Here is a 17,414-nt window from a genome sequence, read left to right on the forward strand (position 1 = left end):
TATGACCAATCGATTCCCTAATATCCCAGAGCCGCAACTGGTCGAGGTGAATTATAACGCCGACCTTGTCAGCCTCAAGCAGCGTTACCAACTAGGCACAGGGCACTATCCTGGCATCAACGACCCAGAAACGTTTCATCTTGAGCAAATCGCGTATGAGAAGAACGAGCTCAAAGCGCTCATTAACTATGAAAGCAAACAGAACTTGCTGCCGTTTGCAGAAAAAGAGCGTTTAGACAACCTTGGACTGCTCACTGAAACCGAACGGTTGCCCGCCTCAAAGGCCCGTACGGTAATGGCTTTTACCTTTACCCCTCATACTGGCTTTGTCATTGCTAAGGGCTATCAAGTGATTGCCGTGGATAACCAAACTCTGTTTGAAACATTGGAAGAGGTGGTGGTCAGTGCGGGCACACAGAGCATTCAGACGAGCGTAGAGTGCATCGAAACTGGCCTTCAGGGAAATGGCTTTTTAGCCGGACAAATCCATCAAGCTGTTACGCCATTGGATGCCCTTGAACGTGTGGCCAATACTGAGACCACACAAGGTGGCTCTGAGATTGAGGGTGATGATGATTTTGCCTATCGAATCTATATTTCGCCGTCAAAGTTCAGTGTGGCTGGGCCGTACGAGGCGTATGAGTACTTTGCTCGCTCAAGCAGTTCATCAATTAAGAACGTGTCGGTTTGGACTCCGGCCCCGAATGAAATTGAAATCAGTGCCATTTTGCAAGATGGCTCGCTTCCTAACCAAGCCATCAAAGACTTGATTAAGTCAGAGTGCTCAGGGGATAAGCGAGTGCCTATGGGGGATTTGGTGCGCGTGGTGGATGCAACGGATGTCAGGGCAACGGCCAGCTTTCACCTGCAGATCTTCAGTGACTACGCCTCATTGGCTGAGTCCATTCAAATGACGGCAAAAACCAACATTGAAGCCGTCATTAATACGTGGAAGACGCAGCACGGACGCGACATAGTGCCTGCAGCCTTAACGTCGCTGGCCCAACGTATTGAAGGGGTGTACCTAGCTAAAGGGGCGGTGACTGGCAGCGATGGTCAAGTCATTACAGAGACGAAACCGGTGACCCAAAAACAAAGGCCGCTTATCACCCTAACGGCCGTCACCTTTGAGGTCATCACTGAAAGCAGTCAACAAACATTTGAATAACCACAATAAGAGAGAAAAAGCCAATGAGTGAAACGGGAATGAAAGCCATCTTGATGTCCCTAACAGACTTAGCGGGTCTAAAGAAAGTCGGCACGTCTGTCATGGCCACGATCGTCAGTTTTGGCGTCAATGATATCGCACAACTTGTTGCGGTTACGGTGGGCATTATCTCGGGTTGTATGGCCATTCGACATTATGCGGTGGCCACTCAGCTCAATAAAGCCAAGTTGGCGCGCCTGAAATCCGATCATGGCACCCAAATGGAGTCGGAGGAAAGCTCATGAGTTTGAAAACTAAAGCAACGAAAGCCTTGGTGTGCTCTATCATGGCCGTATTGGCCATCGTGTTTAATATCGACGACGCATTGAGTGTCAGTGAACGTGGTCTGCGTCATATTGCGAATGAAGAAGGTTGCCGCGCTCAAGCCTACCAATGCAGTGCCAATACTTGGACTCTCGGTCTTGGGCATACCCAAGGGGTGAAGCAAGGTGACACGGCAAAGAATGAGCAAATCGCCCATGACTTTGTTAAGGATGTGGCCAGTGCTGAGAGCGTGGTGAAGCAGCATATCACACGAACGCCGAGCCAAGCGGAATACGACATGATGGTGAGTTTTGTGTTCAACCTCGGCGCGGGCAACTTTGCTCGTTCGACCTTACTCAAGACATTTAATCAAGGAGACCATCGCGCGGCCTGCTTGCAATATCCGCGTTGGGTCTATGTTAATAAGAAAGACTGCCGTATTAAAGGCAGTGGTTGCGAAGGTATCCCCAAACGGCGAGATAAAGAGATGGCGATTTGTTTGAACGGATGGCAATAACATGGGTGTTCTAAGCCAGCTCAAACGCACGGCTTTCTGGTTAGGCTGCGCGATACTCATCGTAAGTTTATTGGTGAACTACAAGCTCTTCCAGTACACCAGTGAGCTAAAGGCCAGTAACCAAGTGCTAGGCGAGACCATTACCAGCCAGGAAACCACCAACCACTTACTGGCTGATCGCATCACCACATTAACCACCCAAAGGCGTGAAGCGCAGAAAATCGCGGACGAGGCGTCGAGTCGAGAGCGCAAGGCTCGACATCAGCTAAAAACACGAGTCGAAGAATTGGAAAAGGAGCTTGAACATGAAATATGCGCCGCTGAGCCTATCGCTTATCCTGCTAGCTGGGTGTCAGGATACTAAGATTGTCACTCAGTATGAATACCAAGATATTATCCAATCACCACCTGTGGGTGACTTGGTGGAGTGTGAGCGGCCGTTTGACCAAAAGCCGCTAACTTATGGCGAAGCGGCCAGCCGTGATGCTGTCTGGCTTACGTACTTTCGATTGTGCGCCTGTAAGATAGAGCGCAATCGAACGTTCTACGGTTACACCAATAAAAACAACGCTTGCTCCAAACTGGATGCAAGCGCCATTCAAACTCTTTCATCACCGTCCACTACCCAAACAGACTGAGCTGCTCCTTAGGTTTGCCATTAGCGGTTTCGCCTTTATCTTTGACAAACACAAACCAAGTTTGCAGTTTGGAGGCAAAGAAATAGCCATCTCGCACGTGGTTGCGCTGGGTGCGAGTGCAGCTATTAAACACCTCATAGGCTGGAAGCATACGGATCGGTTTCGATGGCATGATAATTACTCCTTCTCCATAGGTACTCAGCCAGCTCTTTAGGGGTGTACCAATTACGAATACCCAAATCACTTTTGATGATCGCTTTATCAATCTGATTGAGGGTAGCCTGAAACTCGATAGCTGCGATGCGGTTATCTGGATACATCTCCAGTAAGAGCGCCTTGAGCTCTTCTTGAGTCCGAGGGTTAAGCACCTCATAGCGAGGCTCGGCCCGAAACTTTACTCGCCTCGACATGATGCCTCCCAGCGTTCCAGTCCCACAATCACGGCACGTATCGTGTCACGAGTGAGCCAGCGAGCACGTTCGACTTTCACTGTGCGCTTTACAAAGCTATCCAATGCAGGGTCATCCAACCCTTGCCAGCCCATTGACTTTGCCAAAGCCGCAAGTTTAGCCCACTGTTTACTGGATGGTTGGTAGGCTGAGCTGCCACCCAAGCGTTTTTTAAACTTGAGCGAGTCCTCTAAATAGCCTTGCTGCTTTAATTCTTCTACCAGCTGGCGTAATGCACCATCACTCAAGTTCTTACAGCTTGTTTGACCCGTTTGAATACCTAAATAGTTGCGATACTCATCGTCATCATAAAATCCCAGACGATCATTCAGCAGCGCTTTCACGCCCTTGTGCACCAAACCATAGTAAGCATGACGATTTATCTTCATTTTCATAGCGCCTCCTCAATGGGTAAGGTGAAAGATTTGCCGAGCCAATTCTTGTTGGCGACACGAAGCAGCAAAGCCGCAAAAAACTCGGATTTTTCTTTGGCGGAGAAGCCAGCGTCTCGACGCAGCGTATCAAACAAATCCACACTGTAGGCATCGAGGATGAATTTACGCTCGACTCGACCTAGCGCCTTGTTGCGCATGCGACTATCGCGGGTTCTATCGGCCTGAGATTTGGGGTTATCGACTTTAGGTCGCCCGATACGAGCGGAAGCAATGACCATAAACGTTACTCACTCACAATAAGTTATTGTTCATAGTTTATGCATCTGGAAGCGTTTGTAAGAAAAAGTTGGCGTTAGTTAACGAAATATAGCTGAAGGAGAATAAGGAATGGTACAAACATGGCTGGATTTAGTTCATGCAGTTCATGCAGTTCATGCAGTTCATGCAGTGTGATTTTTAACTCAAAAATGCCCCATTGTTAGATAGACCTTTTACTCATTCACATCCTGTTAATGGGGTTTTGCCCTACTAGAAGTTATCCATTCTTCGAATGCTGTTCGTCGTTAATCCCCGTGTTGTATCACGGGGGTAAATTCGACCTAACTATCAGCATTCACACAACCCTGCTCTAGTTGCAAGCTTGCGCGCTAGTTCTTTACTTTTAGCTATTGGAATAGTTATTTTAAAATGATAAGTGATTGTTGCTTAATAGAAAAATCTAGTAGAATCGTTCAACCATAAGAAATAGGTGGGATATTCTAGATTTTTATAGAATCTTCCCGCCTTACGAAGCAATCTATTTAGTAGGGACAAAAATGAATAAATATTACCCTCCCGTTTTTAAGCAAGAGCAGTTTCATTGTATTCAATGTGGTGTTTTCGCTAAACAGTATTGGAATAAGCTCTTACGTGCTGAAGGGCGTTACCATTATGAAACTGAGTTTCAATATAATAGTTGCACTCACTGTAATGAGTTCTGTTATTGGTATCAAGGTCGCATGATTATACCCTCGGAAGCACCCGTTCCTCCACATCACCACGATCTGCCTGAAGTATGTATTTCTGATTATAACGAGGCCAGAGATATAGTTGCTCGCTCGCCAAGGGCTGCTGCTGCATTACTTCGCCTAACGATTCAAAAACTGTTAGGTGAACTAGGTGAAAAAGGTAAAAACATAAACGATGACATAGGCTCTTTAGTTGCAAAAGGCCTACCTATTGAAGTTCAGCAAGCGTTAGATTATTGCCGAGTTGTCGGTAACAACGCCGTTCATCCTGGTGAGATTGACCTGAATGATGATCCAAAGTTAGCAAATAGCCTTTTTGAAATGATTAATTATATTGTTGAGGTTAGAATTTCTCATCCAAAGAAAGTCGCAGAACTTTACAGTATTTTACCTGAAGGTGCTTTGAATGCTGTAGAAAAAAGGGACGCAGTAAAGTAACTGCTTAAGCGTTTATTTGTTACTGAGTTGGTCGCTATTTTCCTTAGCGCCAACCCTTAAACGAAAATTGAGATCAGATAATATGCTAGAACCTCTTTTGTCCATCTATTGGACATTTTTCAAGCGTCGTCCTTTAATCATTGCAGTTGCTCTTATAGCATATGTGGCAGTCATTGTTATTTTCGTAACTATTACGCAACAAGGAAAAGAAAATAGAAAAGAAACAGAGGCGGTTGTTACTGCGCTTATAAAAAGCATAGACATTTCGGTCAGTGACGAAATCATGTCTTCAAGGTTTCAAATCATATTCAATAGTCACGACCGAAAGCTAAACGGCGAACTACAAAAGTATGGATATGTACAATTACTAGAAGATGCTTTTACTAACGAAGCAACGAGCAATCCTTCTTCAAGTAAATTGACACTATTGTTAAACGTTATCGATAAAGAGAAAGTAAGAGATCCTTTTTATGGTTTAAAGTTCGAGCAAGAATTAGTAATTAAAAACTTAGAGTCACAATTGACTGATGAAGAAGATAAACTTCTTGTCGTTGACCAGATAAAAGAAATCGTTCGTAGGCAAAATCTAGATATTGATGATCTTAAAAAAAGTAATGCTTTGGGGATACCACTAGGTATTGCAGGGTTACTTTTTACCATAGTTTTTGGCTTACTAGGTTTGTCTTATCCTCTATTAATCCGCAAAAAATCAATCTAATACATTTTACAATTGATACAAAAAAGCCGAACTCAATGAGTCCGGCTTTTTTCTCCTTGATATGACCAAAAAGGAGGACTAACTAATTCACTAAACAGGATGGTTCTTTGCGCTAGTCCAAGTCACCTTATCAACAAAAGGCCATCGTGTTAGCTAATGAAACCTAGACTTTGAATTCACATTGATAAAACCATACTTTTCTAATCCTATTTTTTGATATTGGCTATAGCTCTAGCAAGACCAAGTAAATGTGTTGAAGTTTTTATCTCTAACTCAGACTGGATTCCCAATAGAGCAATCCCTGCTAATATTTGTTGTGGCATAACCACTTGCCCTGTTGGTAATTCCATTCTGTCGTATAACATTTTGAATTGTACCCAATCTTCACTGATGCTTAGTTCCCGACCCTTCGCCATTCTCATAAGCCTTTTACACTCGGGTGGAATTGGATTTCCCTCATCCCAACCTGTGACTGTTCTCACAGTTTTAAAACACAGTTCCGCGACCTCTTCCTTCGTCATTTGGCATTCCAATTCTCGAAAAATGTAATTCTTACTCATTTCGCGATACTTCAATGATAAAACCTCTAAATACAAGAGGTTGCACTGATTTAAGGAGGTATGCACCATTGAACATAAGCAGACAAAGTGCGCACTGTACGAAGGCGTACAAATTGGCAAGTTTGCCTTATAAAAAGTTATTCATGAATTGCTAATGTTCGATTTTTCGAAAATGATTTTTGTCCAGAAACTTCTCAGCGGCGATCATTGCTAGCAAGGTTTTGTCCAGAACATTCGTAGTTAGAATTTTTACCCGTTGCAAGCTAGCTAATGGCGGATTCACCAAATTCAGGCAAAGCGATGCCAAAGCGGGGTCGCATAGAGCGCCGCTTGCCTGTATTTAATTAGTTGGTTATTGGGTTGATTTACTCGTTGCGAGTAACTGTTTATCGGCTTTACTAACGATGGTTCCTAGCATAGAGGTACGAGTCATGTTTCCGCATCCAACACTAGGGCGACCAAGGCCATCTAATACTTTCTGCACTAACTCTTTTGCTTCTTGAGGATTACGTGCAAGCATGCATTCTAGTGAGTTTAGTATCAGCGACACTAGTCCCAATTTAAGTGGTCATTTTATCCATGATGGCTCCCTCACAATTTGCTGAAGTTTAAGTGAACCTGTTGGTATTCGCCTTCATCATCGCGTTCGTAGAAGTTGAAGTACGACTTACTGCCAATAACTAACAGTGAATCTTTTGCAGCTTCTTGAGCCTTGCGTAAGCTTGGGTCTTGAAAGTCTTTACCAATAAAGCTAATAGTGTTCGCAATAGAGGCATCATTCACAAAAAAGTCTTGAACCGCGATTAATACATCATGTGGCAGTTTGTCTTTTTGGCTGTTGTAATAGTCACGAGCGAGCTGACGAGCCGCATCATGCTCTGGGCCAAGGGTTTTGAGTTTGGCAGTTTTGTAAGTGATTTTGTACTTACCATCAAAACTGAACATTGCCACGTTCTCGCCATTCCCACGGGTATGCAGTTTCGTACCGTAGCTCTCCAACATTTCAATTCGAAATTCTTCAAAAGCTTTCACTAGGTTTTCTTTGAAGGCTTGAAGATGTTTTTGATGCGTTTTTACTTGCTTAACCAAACTGGTGACGAACGCATCTTTACGCAGCTCATGAGCGGGAATGTTGCACTGTGCGATAAGGTTGCCTTCCGCGTTATAGACAAAACCTTCCGGTGCGGCTGGACGAGTTGGCTTTACTTCTGGTTGTTGAGTCGTTTTATTCATTGTGGTGCTCCGGTTTTTACAAAATGGTCAGCTTGAATAAGCTCGTTCTGTTGTTTTAAAAATTGGCTGACGGCTTGGTAAGCCGTGTCTTTTGCGCCGTAAGCAGCGATGGCTGTGTTTGATTCCAATTGGGTCAATGCTTCTGCTCGATAGTCTACGATAGAGAACTCTCCGATACCGTTTTGGTTATTTGGGTCAAAGCGAACAATCACTTCGAGCTTAATGTCTTGATTGGATTGCTGTCCCATTACGCCTCCCAATAAATAATGCTGTGGTTAAGCTTAACGGCTTGCATGTGTCGTTCGATGCCTTGACAGTTCATGTTGATATCGAATTTTGCCATGTCGGCATCAGCAATTAATAAAGGTCTATCACTCATCACCAATTCACCTTTGCCTTTTGGTTTACGGCTGGCGACTCGACCGCCACGCAACCAAACAAATTCATCCGTTTCTCTGCGACTCATATTGCCTCCCAAGGACTTAGAACTTGGTTTAATAACTGGTAAGCAGGAGAGAGTAAAAATTGAAACTCAGCATCCAGCTGGGGGTTGTTGCCTTTGCCTCTTTTGGGCCTGCAATGCTTACAATGACCATTGTGTAAGTGCCATTTCAGAGTTTTCCCTCGGCAAGTAAGACATGGGGAGTAAGGTGAGGTCCCTGTCAGTTGATAGAGGTATGCATTCCCTTCTTGCCCACCAACCGTAACTACGCCATGTGCTTTTAAACGCATCAACAGGTTCTTAATGGTGGTGATCGCAAGGCGGTCACGTCCAACTTGTTGTTGCCAAAGAACCTTACACGTGCAGGGCTGGTGCTTAGTCAACAAGGCCATTACGGTCTCGGTGGTGTTGGGGAGCAGTGTCATGGTTACACTCCTATGCTTTCTTTTAAGTAGTGGTGAGCAGCGGCCAAGTGCTTCGGTGTCAGCGGCTCATGGTTTCGGGATGCTGACGAACTGGCTAACATAATCATGTCTGCGAGTGTTCTGAGTTGCCCTGTGGTTTTCGGCACAATGGCATAAGCCGCTTTAAACAACTCTTGGTCTTGAATACCCCAAGCCTGCATGTAGCTTTTGATGTCACCATTTGACGTTACCTTTATGCAGGTTGGACGTATCATTCGGCTCCAAATCGGGTTCATGTTGACTTGAGAGCGAGCCGCGCTCATACGAGTACGCACGACATCATTACCAAGAAGGAACACGCCGCACTTGCGCTCAGCTAAGATGCGTAAGCCATTCAATACATCATCTGAAAGGTATTGCGCTTCATCGATAATAATGAGTCCGTTTGAGCCATCTAGTTCTTGCGCTATTGCTTTTTGCATGAGGTAGACTGTCATGTTGGATGCCTTAATATTCATGCGCTCACAAAGCTCAGAGAGGATGGCCCGCGCCGATTTACACAAGTTTGAAGCAGTGACAATCCAGACGTTGTTGTGTTTGCGTTGATATTCTTCGGCGGTGACGGTTTTACCAATGCCTGAGCCTTCGTAAACCATCGACCAGCGGCGCATCGTGCGAGCCAAGTCCATCAGTTTCCAAATCGTTTCCGAGGTTGGCAGCATCAAAAAGTCAGGCTCTTGAAGTGACGTATCTGCTAACTCTTCAACTTGGGTACACCGTGTATTCAACCAGGTTTCAAGTTTATGAAGCTGAGTTTCGGTGTCGCCCGTATAAGGTTTGTTATTAAGCAACTTACTTAGAATGCCTTCACCAATATCAGACTCTTTGGCAATCTTACGATTACTGAGATTTTCACTGACTTTCACGGCAAGGACTTGTTGAATAATGTGGTTCATTTTGCTTTCCCGTACTGCTGCATTAATGCGTCTAAATCCATAGTGGGTTCAAAATCCGCACCCACCGCTTTCTTCTCAAGTAAGCCTTCAAACTCACTCGGGTTCATTTGATGCTGCTCTGGCGCTCTTGCTAACTCGGGTGTCATTTCAGTAAGGCTCGGCACCATACCGCCCAATGGCTCGGGCTTCTCATTGCTGCGCGTTAACTGGGCAAGGTCGTCGTTAGTTAATCCGACCATTTGCTCCTTTAACCACGCGGCTCGATTAATATCTTCACTTTGGTGTAGGCTCTGACGGCGTGCCGCGCCTAAATCGTCATAAGCCGCATCAGCAAACAATGGAACCTCGCCGATGAACTCTCCACGCTCACTGTAGGCATACACACAGCCTGTTAAGTCATAAGGGTTGAAGCGAAGATGAACACTTTGACCGATGTATTCGAACAACAGTGGGCTGCGGTAACGATTCGACAAATGCTTGCTGTAACGCCCTGCGTTTAATTCAACGAGGCCGCCACCATGAACCTTCACACTTTTGCGTGTCCGGTGCAGACACAGGCGCAACTGTGTTGCGGTGGGTTTACGTACTTGTATTTGGGTGTAACTTTGCTCAAACACTTGCTTATAGCTGTGAATGCCGCGTGCCATTTCACTGCGACGGCCTTCCAGGCTATTCCAATCGGTCACCCACTCGGCAAATAGCTCAACCACTAACTCAACAGGTACTGTGGCTTCACCGTAGTTCGCGGGTTTGCTGGTGGCTGATTCACCTGCGTAGGCTCCGGCAAAAGCTGGATGGCGCTCAAACTGACCGATACCACCTTTAGAATGGAACAAACGCTCAACAGGTTTGGCTCGCGCGTTACCTTTACGGCCTACGTTGTCATCTTCAACGCGAGTCCAGTTCACTTTTGAGCCTAGAGCCGTAATCGCGCCTTCAATCTCAGCGTTATCAAACTTTTTATGCTCTAACTTGCCTTTGCCCGTTGCTTTAGGGCGTGAGGTTCGCCCTGTCATTGCTTCACTTAACGCCACGGAGCCTCGGTCAAGGTCGAACATTTCAGGGATACCAAAGTTTAAAACCATGTTGAAAAGAGCAATGCCTAACATCTCAGTGTTCTCTGTAATATCAATGGCGTAGCCCACAATCATGGAGCTATAGACATCTTGGAACACCCAAACGGTAGGACGAAGCACCGTGCCATCTTCCAGGTGACAGCGAAGACGAAACTCATGACCATCACCCGATACGCGCTGCATAGCATGCATACCGACTCGTGTGCGACGCTGCGCAGGGACTAAGGTTTGCTTGGCTGCAAATAAACCACCTCGGCAATACACTTGAAGCTCATAAGGAATATCGGTATTCACGCGCTCTCGGATTGTGGAGAGGCAGGGCACACTCCAACCTTCACGCTTAGCGGCTTTACCCATGCGGTTATAACATTCGGTTATGGTGGGCTGTTCAGGTCGCAAATAATCGGCCTGAAACATGGACCAAGCTTCCTGTGATAAGGGGGCGGTACGTTTACCGTGAGAGCCAATTCTATCGAGAAGTGCCGGCAACCAATCTTCCACTGGGATCTTGTTGGTTTGCAATCCTGGGATGTTGTAAAACCAGCTCACAATTTTGGAATAGGTTCTTCCAGACTCTTCCGCCACGCGCTTCATTGATTTACGCATGCTAATACCTGATTCAACATACGCCTTAACTCGCATACACAATTCATAGCGCTGCTTGGTTGAAGCTTTCTTGCTTTCGGTAGCTTCTTCGTACTCAAGCCATAGTTCATCGGAATCAGGAGTTACAACTTGACGAACATGGCGGCTGTCTTCAGCTTGTAGAGTTTGCTGCTTAGCTACGTCACGCAAGAGGTGCAAACGAGTTTCTTCTGGTAAGCAATCGAGATGGTACTCAAAGGCTTTAGAGCCTTGGCGTTTACGCTTTCGAACAACACCTAGTTGGTTTAGCTTGTATCTCACACCTTGAGGTGTGCCTGCCATGCCTGGTCTATTCAATAATTGCGATACATCAACCCACATCTCACACCGCCTTGTTTTGTCTGTATCGACTAGGCCAAATCTCTTTAGGGTGTTTGTTTAAGGCGTCAGCAATAATTCGTTCACCTTTAGGCCATGGACGAGATAAGGTGTTAGACAACGTTGTAGCAGCAAGACCTGCCTTTATAGACAAGCCTTTTAGCGTTAGTCCTTTCTTATGTAATGCTGCAACTATATCGATTCTGTGCATGTCTTTTCTTTCAATAGACATAATGATCCCCTAACTAAAAACTGATATGCTAATTAGTCGCTAAACTAACTATCGCTAATTAGTTTGCAAACTTAATCAAGTTAGTTAAGTTTTGATCACATTATTGAACAAATCAAGCGCAAAGTTGAACTTTCTTTTCGTATTTTGTTCGCATTTTGGTTTTCCTAGTTATTATTCCATATAAATCAATAAGTTGAGTTAAAAGAAAGACTATGCGTAATAATGAAAAATTACTTTCTTTAGATGAAAGTACATTAGAAAGTGTACATAACCGTATTGAAAGCCTGATGAATGGTAGGGTTGGTCGAGAATGCGCACAGGATTGGGATGTGCCGCATAGCACTTTAGTGACGCTATTACATCGAAGAAGCGATCCGAAACTATCTATGCTATTAAAAATAGCTAACGCAGAAGACGTGACCATTGATTGGCTTGCTACTGGTAAAGACTCATCAGCACAATTTGTAGAAGTTCCCGTTAGAAAAGACAACGTTGTTGAGGTAGTTCAATATAACTTTCAAGCTAGTGCTGGGGCTGGCTGTCTAGTTGTTTCAGAAAACCCTGTAGCCAGATTTGAGTTTTCAAAGGAATGGCTTATCCGCCAAGGACTGAACGGGAAGGAATTAACTATTGTTCCTGTACGTGGGGACTCTATGGAGCCAACATTGATGGATGAAGATCTAATGCTGGTGGAAGTGGTAAAAGATCCTAAACAGGCCCGTGATGGCGTGTGTGTGTTTAGAATCGATGATGAAGTGTTGGTAAAGCGTGTTCAGTATGATTTTGCTAGCGGTGGCTACCATGTAACAAGTGACAATACTGCATATAAGCCATTTTTTATTGGAGAAGAGTTTGAAGGCCGGTTCCAATTACTTGGTCGCATGGTAAGAGTGTTACAGAGAGCAAAGAAAGCATAACTAAAAGATCATTTTACGCACAATATCATCTGTTTTAACTCTTAACCATGAGCTCTTCATTAAAGTCCTAAAATCTTCAATAATTCACTTTAGAGCTAAAACTCATCTTTTATTTCTTATTTTCAATGCGTTACCAGCGTATAACTCACTTTCTCTTTTGTATTAACTTTTAATTCTCTCTATCATCATAAGCTTAGTGCGTTATCGCGATATCCTTTTGCGCGACACTCACGCCTTTAATTTGTGCGTAGACACGTTGTCCAATTTCTAAATTCAGCTCATCCAGCGCCCACAATGTAATGGTTGCCCATAGGTAGCATCCGGCCTCAAGTTCTAACTCGACAGCGACACTCTGCTTATTCGAGCCTTGTTGGTGCGTCTCTACCCTTTTTATAGTGACAGGAAGGATATTACGTATCGAAGTACCTTGCGGCTGCTGTAGCGTGATAGAGACATCATTTGCCCTCACTTGCAGCCTTACCGTAGTGCCAAGCTCGCTCGACACCTTTTGAACCCAAAGTGACGTTGATTTACCTAACGTTAGACGTGACAACGCATAATCATCATTATGTTCCGCTAATGTCGCTTCAAACAACGAACTTTGCTCTGAAAAAGATTGCCACGGTTGCATGGCTCTCGATGCCCATACCTCTTCCGTCATCCCCGATGAAATAACTGTGCCTTGCTCAATGATCACAAGGTGATTTGCCAAGCGTAATATTTCATTGAGGCTATGAGTAACATAGATAATCGGTATTTGAACGGTTTCAGATAAGTTTTCCAGAAACGGCATTACTTCACGCTTACGAGGTAAGTCCAGAGACGCCAATGGCTCATCCATCAATAGAATGCTGGGCTTAGACAACAGTGCGCGGCCAATCGCAACACGTTGCTTCTCACCGCCAGACAGACGGGCTGGATAGCGATCAAGCAGCGAGTCCAACGATAGCAGCGAGACTATTTGTTCAAAGTGCGCGTTATCGACGCATTTCATGCCGTACTTTAAATTCGCAGCTACCTTCATGTGTGGGAACAATCGTGATTCTTGGAATACATAGCCGACGTTGCGTTTGTGCGTTGGTAAGTTGATGCCATTTTCACTATCAAACAGAATGGTTCCAGATACGCTGATCAAGCCACTATCTGGTTGTTTGAGACCACTAATGGCATTGATAAGTGAAGTTTTACCTGCACCAGAACGACCGAAAATTGCCGTAATACCAGTACTTGGCAATTCTAAGTCAATATCAAAAAACGTTTCACCAAGCTGTTGCTGATATTGGAGGACTAAAGCGCTCATGCGACTCATGCGTTGCCCCCCAAACGTTTTGCTGACTTTTTGTTGAGCCATTCAGAAAGCATCAGTGAACTCAGCGCGATCACAATAGAAATGACACACAAACGTGCGGCTTCCATTTCTGCTCCAGGGGTTTCAATAAAGGTATACATGGCTAAAGGAATAGTTTGAGTTTCTCCAGGGATATTGGAAACGAAGCTGATGGTCGCACCAAATTCACCCAGACTTCTTGCGAATGAAAGCATGGTGCCAGTAATGATCCCTGGGATCATCAGCGGTAATGTAATAGTGAAGAACACACGAAGCGGTGAAGCGCCCAATGTAGCTGCGGCCTCTTCAAGTTTACTGTCTACGGTTTCTAAGCTCAGTCGTATAGAACGTACCATCAGAGGCAACGCTACGACCACACACGCTAGAGCAGCGCCCTTCCAACTAAAGCTGAATACAATACCAAACACGTCATTAAGCCAAGAGCCAATAACGCCTTGTCTACCCATCATCACTAGCAGCAAATAACCGATGACCACAGGTGGAAGCACCAAAGGCAAATGGACAATACTTTCTACAATGCTTTTGCCCACAAATTGTTTCTTAGCAAGCAGCCATGCCAAGCCGATGCCGATTGGAATAAGCCACAAGATGGCAAAACCAGCGACTTTCAAGCTCAGCATTAAGGCTTGGTATTCGTATTCCGATAGATACATCATTTAACGCACTTCAAATCCAAAACTGTTCAAGGTGTCCTTCGCTTTTTCGCTCTTTAGGAAAGTATAGAACTGTTCTGCGACGACTTTATCGCTCAATTTAGCTACAGGGTAACGTATTGACGTATGTAAATCTGATGGGAACGTCGACACTAGGTTCACTTCTTTAGATAGCAATGCATCTGTTTTGTAAACAATGCCAAGCTTAGCTTCACTACGCTCTACCAAAGCCAATGCCATACGTACATTGTTACTTGGTGCCAATCGAGCCTTCACATCGTCCCATACACCTAACGTTTCTAGCGCTTCTTTCGCATAGATACCCGCAGGAACCGACATGGTGTTGCCAACTGCAAGTCTTTCATTCATTAGAAGTTTAGCCCATTGGTCACCGCTTGAGAGGTCCAAAGATATTGGCGTCTCTGTCGGGGAAATTAACACGAGTTCGTTTTCGCACAAGTTTGTGACATTGTCACTAGCAACCAATTGGCGATCGACTAAATGCGTCATCCATTTTTCGTTTGCCGAGATAAAAATGTCTGCTGGCGCACCTCGTTCAATTTGGCGCACCAAAGACGACGTGCTCGCATACACTGGAATAACATCGACAGAATGATCTTTCTCAAACTCTTCAACCAACAAGTTAACCGCGTTCGTCATCGACGATGCAGCATAAACTCGTAGTTTTTCAGCAGCCAAAAGATGAGTAGAACTCAGTGCTGAAACTAAGATGATAGTTAAAAGGATGACTCGTTTTTTCATTATTGTCATTTAATCTATTGTTCGTTTAAATTCTTGAGCTAACTTCTAAGTTGCGGCCTAAGCTGTTAATTCAGGCCAAAGCAGGTCAAGGTTCAAGTGATCTTCGATGGCATCAGCGATTCGATTGATACCCAACTCTTTAAGCTGTTCATGGTCAATCGCTGTCACATCATTGGCGCCTGCCCATTCGCAAATAAGCGACAATGCATCACTGTTATCGAATACGCCATGCAGGTAAGTACCAAAAATTGAGTTATCTTGATTCACAGCACCATCAACACTGCCAGATTCTAACTGAACCGGTAATACCGTTTCATTGACATCAGTCCTACCTACGTGGATTTCATACCCTTTTACTTGTGCAGTTTTGCCATCAAGTGTCATGGTTCCACACACATTGGTTAAAGTTTTCTGCTGTGTTAGTGTCGTTTCAGTATCAAGATACCCCAACCCTTCACTGCTTCCAGATTTCCCTTCAACGCCATCTGGGTCGTGGATGATATTCCCTAGCATCTGATAACCGCCACAAATACCCATCACTTTCCCGCCCAAGCGAAGATGACGCTGAATATCTTTATCCCAACCTTGCTGTTTTAGGTATTCCAAATCGGCTCTTACCGATTTTGTTCCCGGCAAGACAATCAAATCAGCGTTGTCCAGGCGCTCGCCTTTGCCTACGTAACGTAAATCAATCGACGGGTTAAGTCGCAGAGCGTCAAAGTCTGTATGGTTACTGATTCGAGTTAGTACTGGCACTACAACCTTAAGTTTAGCTTCTCCATCAGACTCTTGGGCTGAGGTAATGGCATCTTCCGCTTCTAAGTTAAAACCATGCAGATAAGGCAAAACCCCTATCACAGGCTTACCTGTTTTCTCTTCTAGCCAATCTAAACCAGATTGAAGTAACGCAATATCGCCTCTAAAACGGTTTATCACAAAGCCTTTTACGCGCGCTTGTTCAGATTCAGATAATAGAGCTAATGTGCCGTAGAGGTGTGCAAAAACGCCGCCACGATCAATATCAGCAACGATGATCACTGGGATGTCTGCCTTTTCAGCAAAGCCCATGTTCGCGATATCGTTTTCTCGAAGATTTATCTCTGCGGGACTGCCCGCACCTTCAATCATCACGCTTTGGTATTCTTCGGAAAGTCGATCAAACGAATCAATAACCGAATTCATCGCAACTTTCTTGTAGTCGTGATATCCGGTCGCTTCCATATTCGTCAGTGCTCTTCCTTGTAGAATCACTTGCGCACCCGTATCTGAATTGGGTTTTAGCAATACAGGGTTCATATGAACGGTAGGCTCAATATTACAAGCTTGTGCCTGAACCGCTTGAGCGCGACCAATTTCGCCACCATCTTTTGTCACTGCGCTATTTAGCGCCATATTTTGTGGCTTAAAAGGTGCCACTTTGATGCCTTTCCTTGCCAAAACACGGCATAAACCTGCCACCAAAACACTTTTTCCGGCATCTGACGTTGTCCCTTGAACCATAAGGGCGTTTAACGGTGATCGCATCTGTACTTAAATCCTTTATTTCTTAATTTTCAATTTATAGCTGTGGACAATATTTCTCTGCCCCCATCTTAACGTCATTGTCGTGTAGATGCTCAATAAAATGAATGGAAAATGAATGTGTTACTCACTCTGGATTCAACCCCAGTGTTGTTTAATAGCTCCATCGAAACGAAGCTTACAAACAAAATAAGCACACTAACGAAAAGAAACGTTTCAAATTCAGAAAAACGTTTCTACTAAAAACAACATTAAGGGATTCACCATGAAAAAAACTGTATTAGCTATCGCATCTACTATTATCCTCGCTCCTACTTTCGCAATGGCTAGTGACCATCACAGCGACAGTAATCACAACAATAGCGACAGTAACCACAAGCATCAGAGCGCTATTGCGTACACGGGACCGATTGAAACCGTTTCAGTTGCGACTCTACTAGCAGACACCAGCATGTTCGCAGAGCAAGAAGCAATCGTAGATGGCAAGATTGTTCGTCAACTAAAGAACGATACGTTCGTATTCTCTGATGGTCAGAGTGAAATTCAGATCGAACTGGATGACGATATCCTTCTAGCGCAACCGCTCACCGCAGATACAAAAGTTCGTATATTTGGCGAATACGAAGGTGGTAAAACGCCAGAGATCGAAGTAGATCATATTCAAGTTTTGTAAGATACGAACTCCGTACCGTCGACTTCAAAGACATGATTTAT

At 44.6% G+C, this 17,414-nt stretch carries 26 protein-coding genes; 9 read left to right on the forward strand and 17 right to left on the reverse strand.

The window, feature by feature from the left end:
- Position 1: 1 nt before the first annotated feature.
- From AB6D80_RS02305 to AB6D80_RS02325, 5 genes are read left to right on the forward strand one after another with little or no spacing between them, the layout of a single operon-like run.
- Complete coding sequence (locus AB6D80_RS02305; RefSeq protein ID WP_136984528.1) at positions 2-1,168, forward strand: baseplate J/gp47 family protein; 1,167 nt, start codon at positions 2-4, stop codon at positions 1,166-1,168.
- A 53-nt stretch (positions 1,169-1,221) separates the two neighbouring features.
- Entirely contained in the window at positions 1,222-1,452 is a 231-nt protein-coding gene (locus AB6D80_RS02310) for a hypothetical protein (RefSeq protein ID WP_311764700.1), read from the forward strand.
- Positions 1,449-1,988, forward strand: a complete 540-nt coding sequence (locus AB6D80_RS02315) for a lysozyme (protein ID WP_372187659.1) — start codon at positions 1,449-1,451, stop codon at positions 1,986-1,988. The genes AB6D80_RS02310 and AB6D80_RS02315 overlap by 4 nt, the downstream gene beginning before the upstream one ends.
- Before the next feature lies 1 nt (position 1,989).
- Complete coding sequence (locus tag AB6D80_RS02320) at positions 1,990-2,352, forward strand: hypothetical protein (protein ID WP_372187661.1); 363 nt, start codon at positions 1,990-1,992, stop codon at positions 2,350-2,352.
- Positions 2,294-2,626 (forward strand): hypothetical protein, encoded by a 333-nt coding sequence (locus tag AB6D80_RS02325; protein ID WP_372113850.1) that lies wholly within the window; start codon positions 2,294-2,296, stop codon positions 2,624-2,626. Before AB6D80_RS02320 ends, AB6D80_RS02325 begins: the two co-directional genes overlap by 59 nt.
- Here the strand turns inward: AB6D80_RS02325 and AB6D80_RS02330 are convergent.
- From AB6D80_RS02330 to AB6D80_RS02345, 4 genes are read right to left on the reverse strand one after another with little or no spacing between them, the layout of a single operon-like run.
- Positions 2,610-2,798: a hypothetical protein gene (locus AB6D80_RS02330; protein ID WP_155491167.1), complete on the reverse strand. Its 189-nt coding sequence runs from the start codon at positions 2,796-2,798 to the stop codon at positions 2,610-2,612. The genes AB6D80_RS02325 and AB6D80_RS02330 overlap by 17 nt on opposite strands.
- Positions 2,761-3,036 carry a hypothetical protein gene (locus AB6D80_RS02335; RefSeq protein ID WP_372187663.1) on the reverse strand — a complete coding sequence of 92 codons (276 nt, stop codon included), beginning with the start codon at positions 3,034-3,036 and terminating at the stop codon, positions 2,761-2,763. The genes AB6D80_RS02330 and AB6D80_RS02335 overlap by 38 nt, the downstream gene beginning before the upstream one ends.
- The gene (locus tag AB6D80_RS02340) at positions 3,021-3,470 is read right to left on the reverse strand and encodes a regulatory protein GemA (RefSeq protein WP_372113849.1); all 450 of its coding nucleotides are present in this window, start codon (positions 3,468-3,470) and stop codon (positions 3,021-3,023) included. The genes AB6D80_RS02335 and AB6D80_RS02340 overlap by 16 nt, the downstream gene beginning before the upstream one ends.
- Positions 3,467-3,748 (reverse strand): hypothetical protein, encoded by a 282-nt coding sequence (locus tag AB6D80_RS02345; RefSeq protein ID WP_372113847.1) that lies wholly within the window; start codon positions 3,746-3,748, stop codon positions 3,467-3,469. The genes AB6D80_RS02340 and AB6D80_RS02345 overlap by 4 nt, the downstream gene beginning before the upstream one ends.
- 537 nt (positions 3,749-4,285) lie before the next feature.
- Here AB6D80_RS02345 and AB6D80_RS02350 point away from each other — a divergent pair.
- Positions 4,286-4,915: a DUF4145 domain-containing protein gene (locus AB6D80_RS02350; RefSeq protein WP_372187664.1), complete on the forward strand. Its 630-nt coding sequence runs from the start codon at positions 4,286-4,288 to the stop codon at positions 4,913-4,915.
- 82 nt (positions 4,916-4,997) lie between these two features.
- On the forward strand, positions 4,998-5,633 hold the full coding sequence (locus AB6D80_RS02355; RefSeq protein WP_372187666.1) for a hypothetical protein: 636 nt from the start codon (positions 4,998-5,000) through the stop codon (positions 5,631-5,633).
- Between the two features lie 206 nt (positions 5,634-5,839).
- On the opposite strand, the gene AB6D80_RS02360 is transcribed toward AB6D80_RS02355, so the two are convergent.
- From AB6D80_RS02360 to AB6D80_RS02400, 9 genes are all read right to left on the reverse strand, one after another.
- Complete coding sequence (locus tag AB6D80_RS02360) at positions 5,840-6,208, reverse strand: phage protein (RefSeq protein WP_065107011.1); 369 nt, start codon at positions 6,206-6,208, stop codon at positions 5,840-5,842.
- A 337-nt stretch (positions 6,209-6,545) separates the two neighbouring features.
- Positions 6,546-6,713, reverse strand: coding sequence for a hypothetical protein (locus AB6D80_RS02365; protein ID WP_372113837.1), 168 nt, complete (start codon positions 6,711-6,713; stop codon positions 6,546-6,548).
- A gap of 71 nt (positions 6,714-6,784) precedes the next feature.
- Positions 6,785-7,426 carry a DUF3164 family protein gene (locus AB6D80_RS02370; RefSeq protein ID WP_372113835.1) on the reverse strand — a complete coding sequence of 214 codons (642 nt, stop codon included), beginning with the start codon at positions 7,424-7,426 and terminating at the stop codon, positions 6,785-6,787.
- Entirely contained in the window at positions 7,423-7,674 is a 252-nt protein-coding gene (locus AB6D80_RS02375; protein WP_372107171.1) for a hypothetical protein, read from the reverse strand. The genes AB6D80_RS02370 and AB6D80_RS02375 overlap by 4 nt, the downstream gene beginning before the upstream one ends.
- Complete coding sequence (locus tag AB6D80_RS02380; RefSeq protein ID WP_048666278.1) at positions 7,674-7,892, reverse strand: hypothetical protein; 219 nt, start codon at positions 7,890-7,892, stop codon at positions 7,674-7,676. The genes AB6D80_RS02375 and AB6D80_RS02380 overlap by 1 nt, the downstream gene beginning before the upstream one ends.
- Positions 7,889-8,293, reverse strand: coding sequence for a BlaI/MecI/CopY family transcriptional regulator (locus AB6D80_RS02385; RefSeq protein WP_136984520.1), 405 nt, complete (start codon positions 8,291-8,293; stop codon positions 7,889-7,891). Before AB6D80_RS02385 ends, AB6D80_RS02380 begins: the two co-directional genes overlap by 4 nt.
- A gap of 2 nt (positions 8,294-8,295) precedes the next feature.
- Positions 8,296-9,228: an AAA family ATPase gene (locus AB6D80_RS02390; RefSeq protein ID WP_048666276.1), complete on the reverse strand. Its 933-nt coding sequence runs from the start codon at positions 9,226-9,228 to the stop codon at positions 8,296-8,298.
- Complete coding sequence (locus AB6D80_RS02395; protein WP_136985804.1) at positions 9,225-11,270, reverse strand: transposase domain-containing protein; 2,046 nt, start codon at positions 11,268-11,270, stop codon at positions 9,225-9,227. Before AB6D80_RS02395 ends, AB6D80_RS02390 begins: the two co-directional genes overlap by 4 nt.
- Before the next feature lies 1 nt (position 11,271).
- Complete coding sequence (locus AB6D80_RS02400) at positions 11,272-11,499, reverse strand: helix-turn-helix transcriptional regulator (RefSeq protein WP_048615410.1); 228 nt, start codon at positions 11,497-11,499, stop codon at positions 11,272-11,274.
- A gap of 212 nt (positions 11,500-11,711) precedes the next feature.
- On the opposite strand from AB6D80_RS02400, the gene AB6D80_RS02405 reads away from it, so the two are divergent.
- A complete protein-coding gene (locus AB6D80_RS02405; protein ID WP_136985805.1) occupies positions 11,712-12,416 on the forward strand; it encodes a S24 family peptidase in 705 nt (234 codons plus the stop codon).
- Between the two features lie 193 nt (positions 12,417-12,609).
- Here the strand turns inward: AB6D80_RS02405 and modC are convergent, their stop codons facing one another.
- Genes modC through AB6D80_RS02425 form a run of 4 tightly spaced genes read right to left on the reverse strand, consistent with a single transcriptional unit; the run spans position 12,610 to position 16,703 of the window.
- A complete protein-coding gene (modC, locus tag AB6D80_RS02410; protein WP_372187688.1) occupies positions 12,610-13,716 on the reverse strand; it encodes a molybdenum ABC transporter ATP-binding protein ModC in 1,107 nt (368 codons plus the stop codon).
- A gap of 5 nt (positions 13,717-13,721) precedes the next feature.
- Positions 13,722-14,420, reverse strand: a complete 699-nt coding sequence (modB, locus tag AB6D80_RS02415) for a molybdate ABC transporter permease subunit (protein ID WP_017102126.1) — start codon at positions 14,418-14,420, stop codon at positions 13,722-13,724.
- Complete coding sequence (gene modA / locus AB6D80_RS02420; RefSeq protein ID WP_371997010.1) at positions 14,421-15,179, reverse strand: molybdate ABC transporter substrate-binding protein; 759 nt, start codon at positions 15,177-15,179, stop codon at positions 14,421-14,423.
- A 57-nt stretch (positions 15,180-15,236) separates the two neighbouring features.
- Positions 15,237-16,703: a cobyric acid synthase gene (locus AB6D80_RS02425; RefSeq protein WP_372187667.1), complete on the reverse strand. Its 1,467-nt coding sequence runs from the start codon at positions 16,701-16,703 to the stop codon at positions 15,237-15,239.
- Positions 16,704-16,965: 262 nt separating this feature from the next.
- Here AB6D80_RS02425 and AB6D80_RS02430 point away from each other — a divergent pair, with 262 nt between their 5' ends.
- Positions 16,966-17,373, forward strand: coding sequence for a YgiW/YdeI family stress tolerance OB fold protein (locus tag AB6D80_RS02430; protein ID WP_102249595.1), 408 nt, complete (start codon positions 16,966-16,968; stop codon positions 17,371-17,373).
- The last annotated feature ends 41 nt before the right edge of the window (positions 17,374-17,414 follow it).

Origin of the sequence: Vibrio sp. 10N.247.310.17 (assembly GCF_041466605.1) — a bacterium.
Lineage (GTDB): Bacteria > Pseudomonadota > Gammaproteobacteria > Enterobacterales > Vibrionaceae > Vibrio > Vibrio tasmaniensis_A.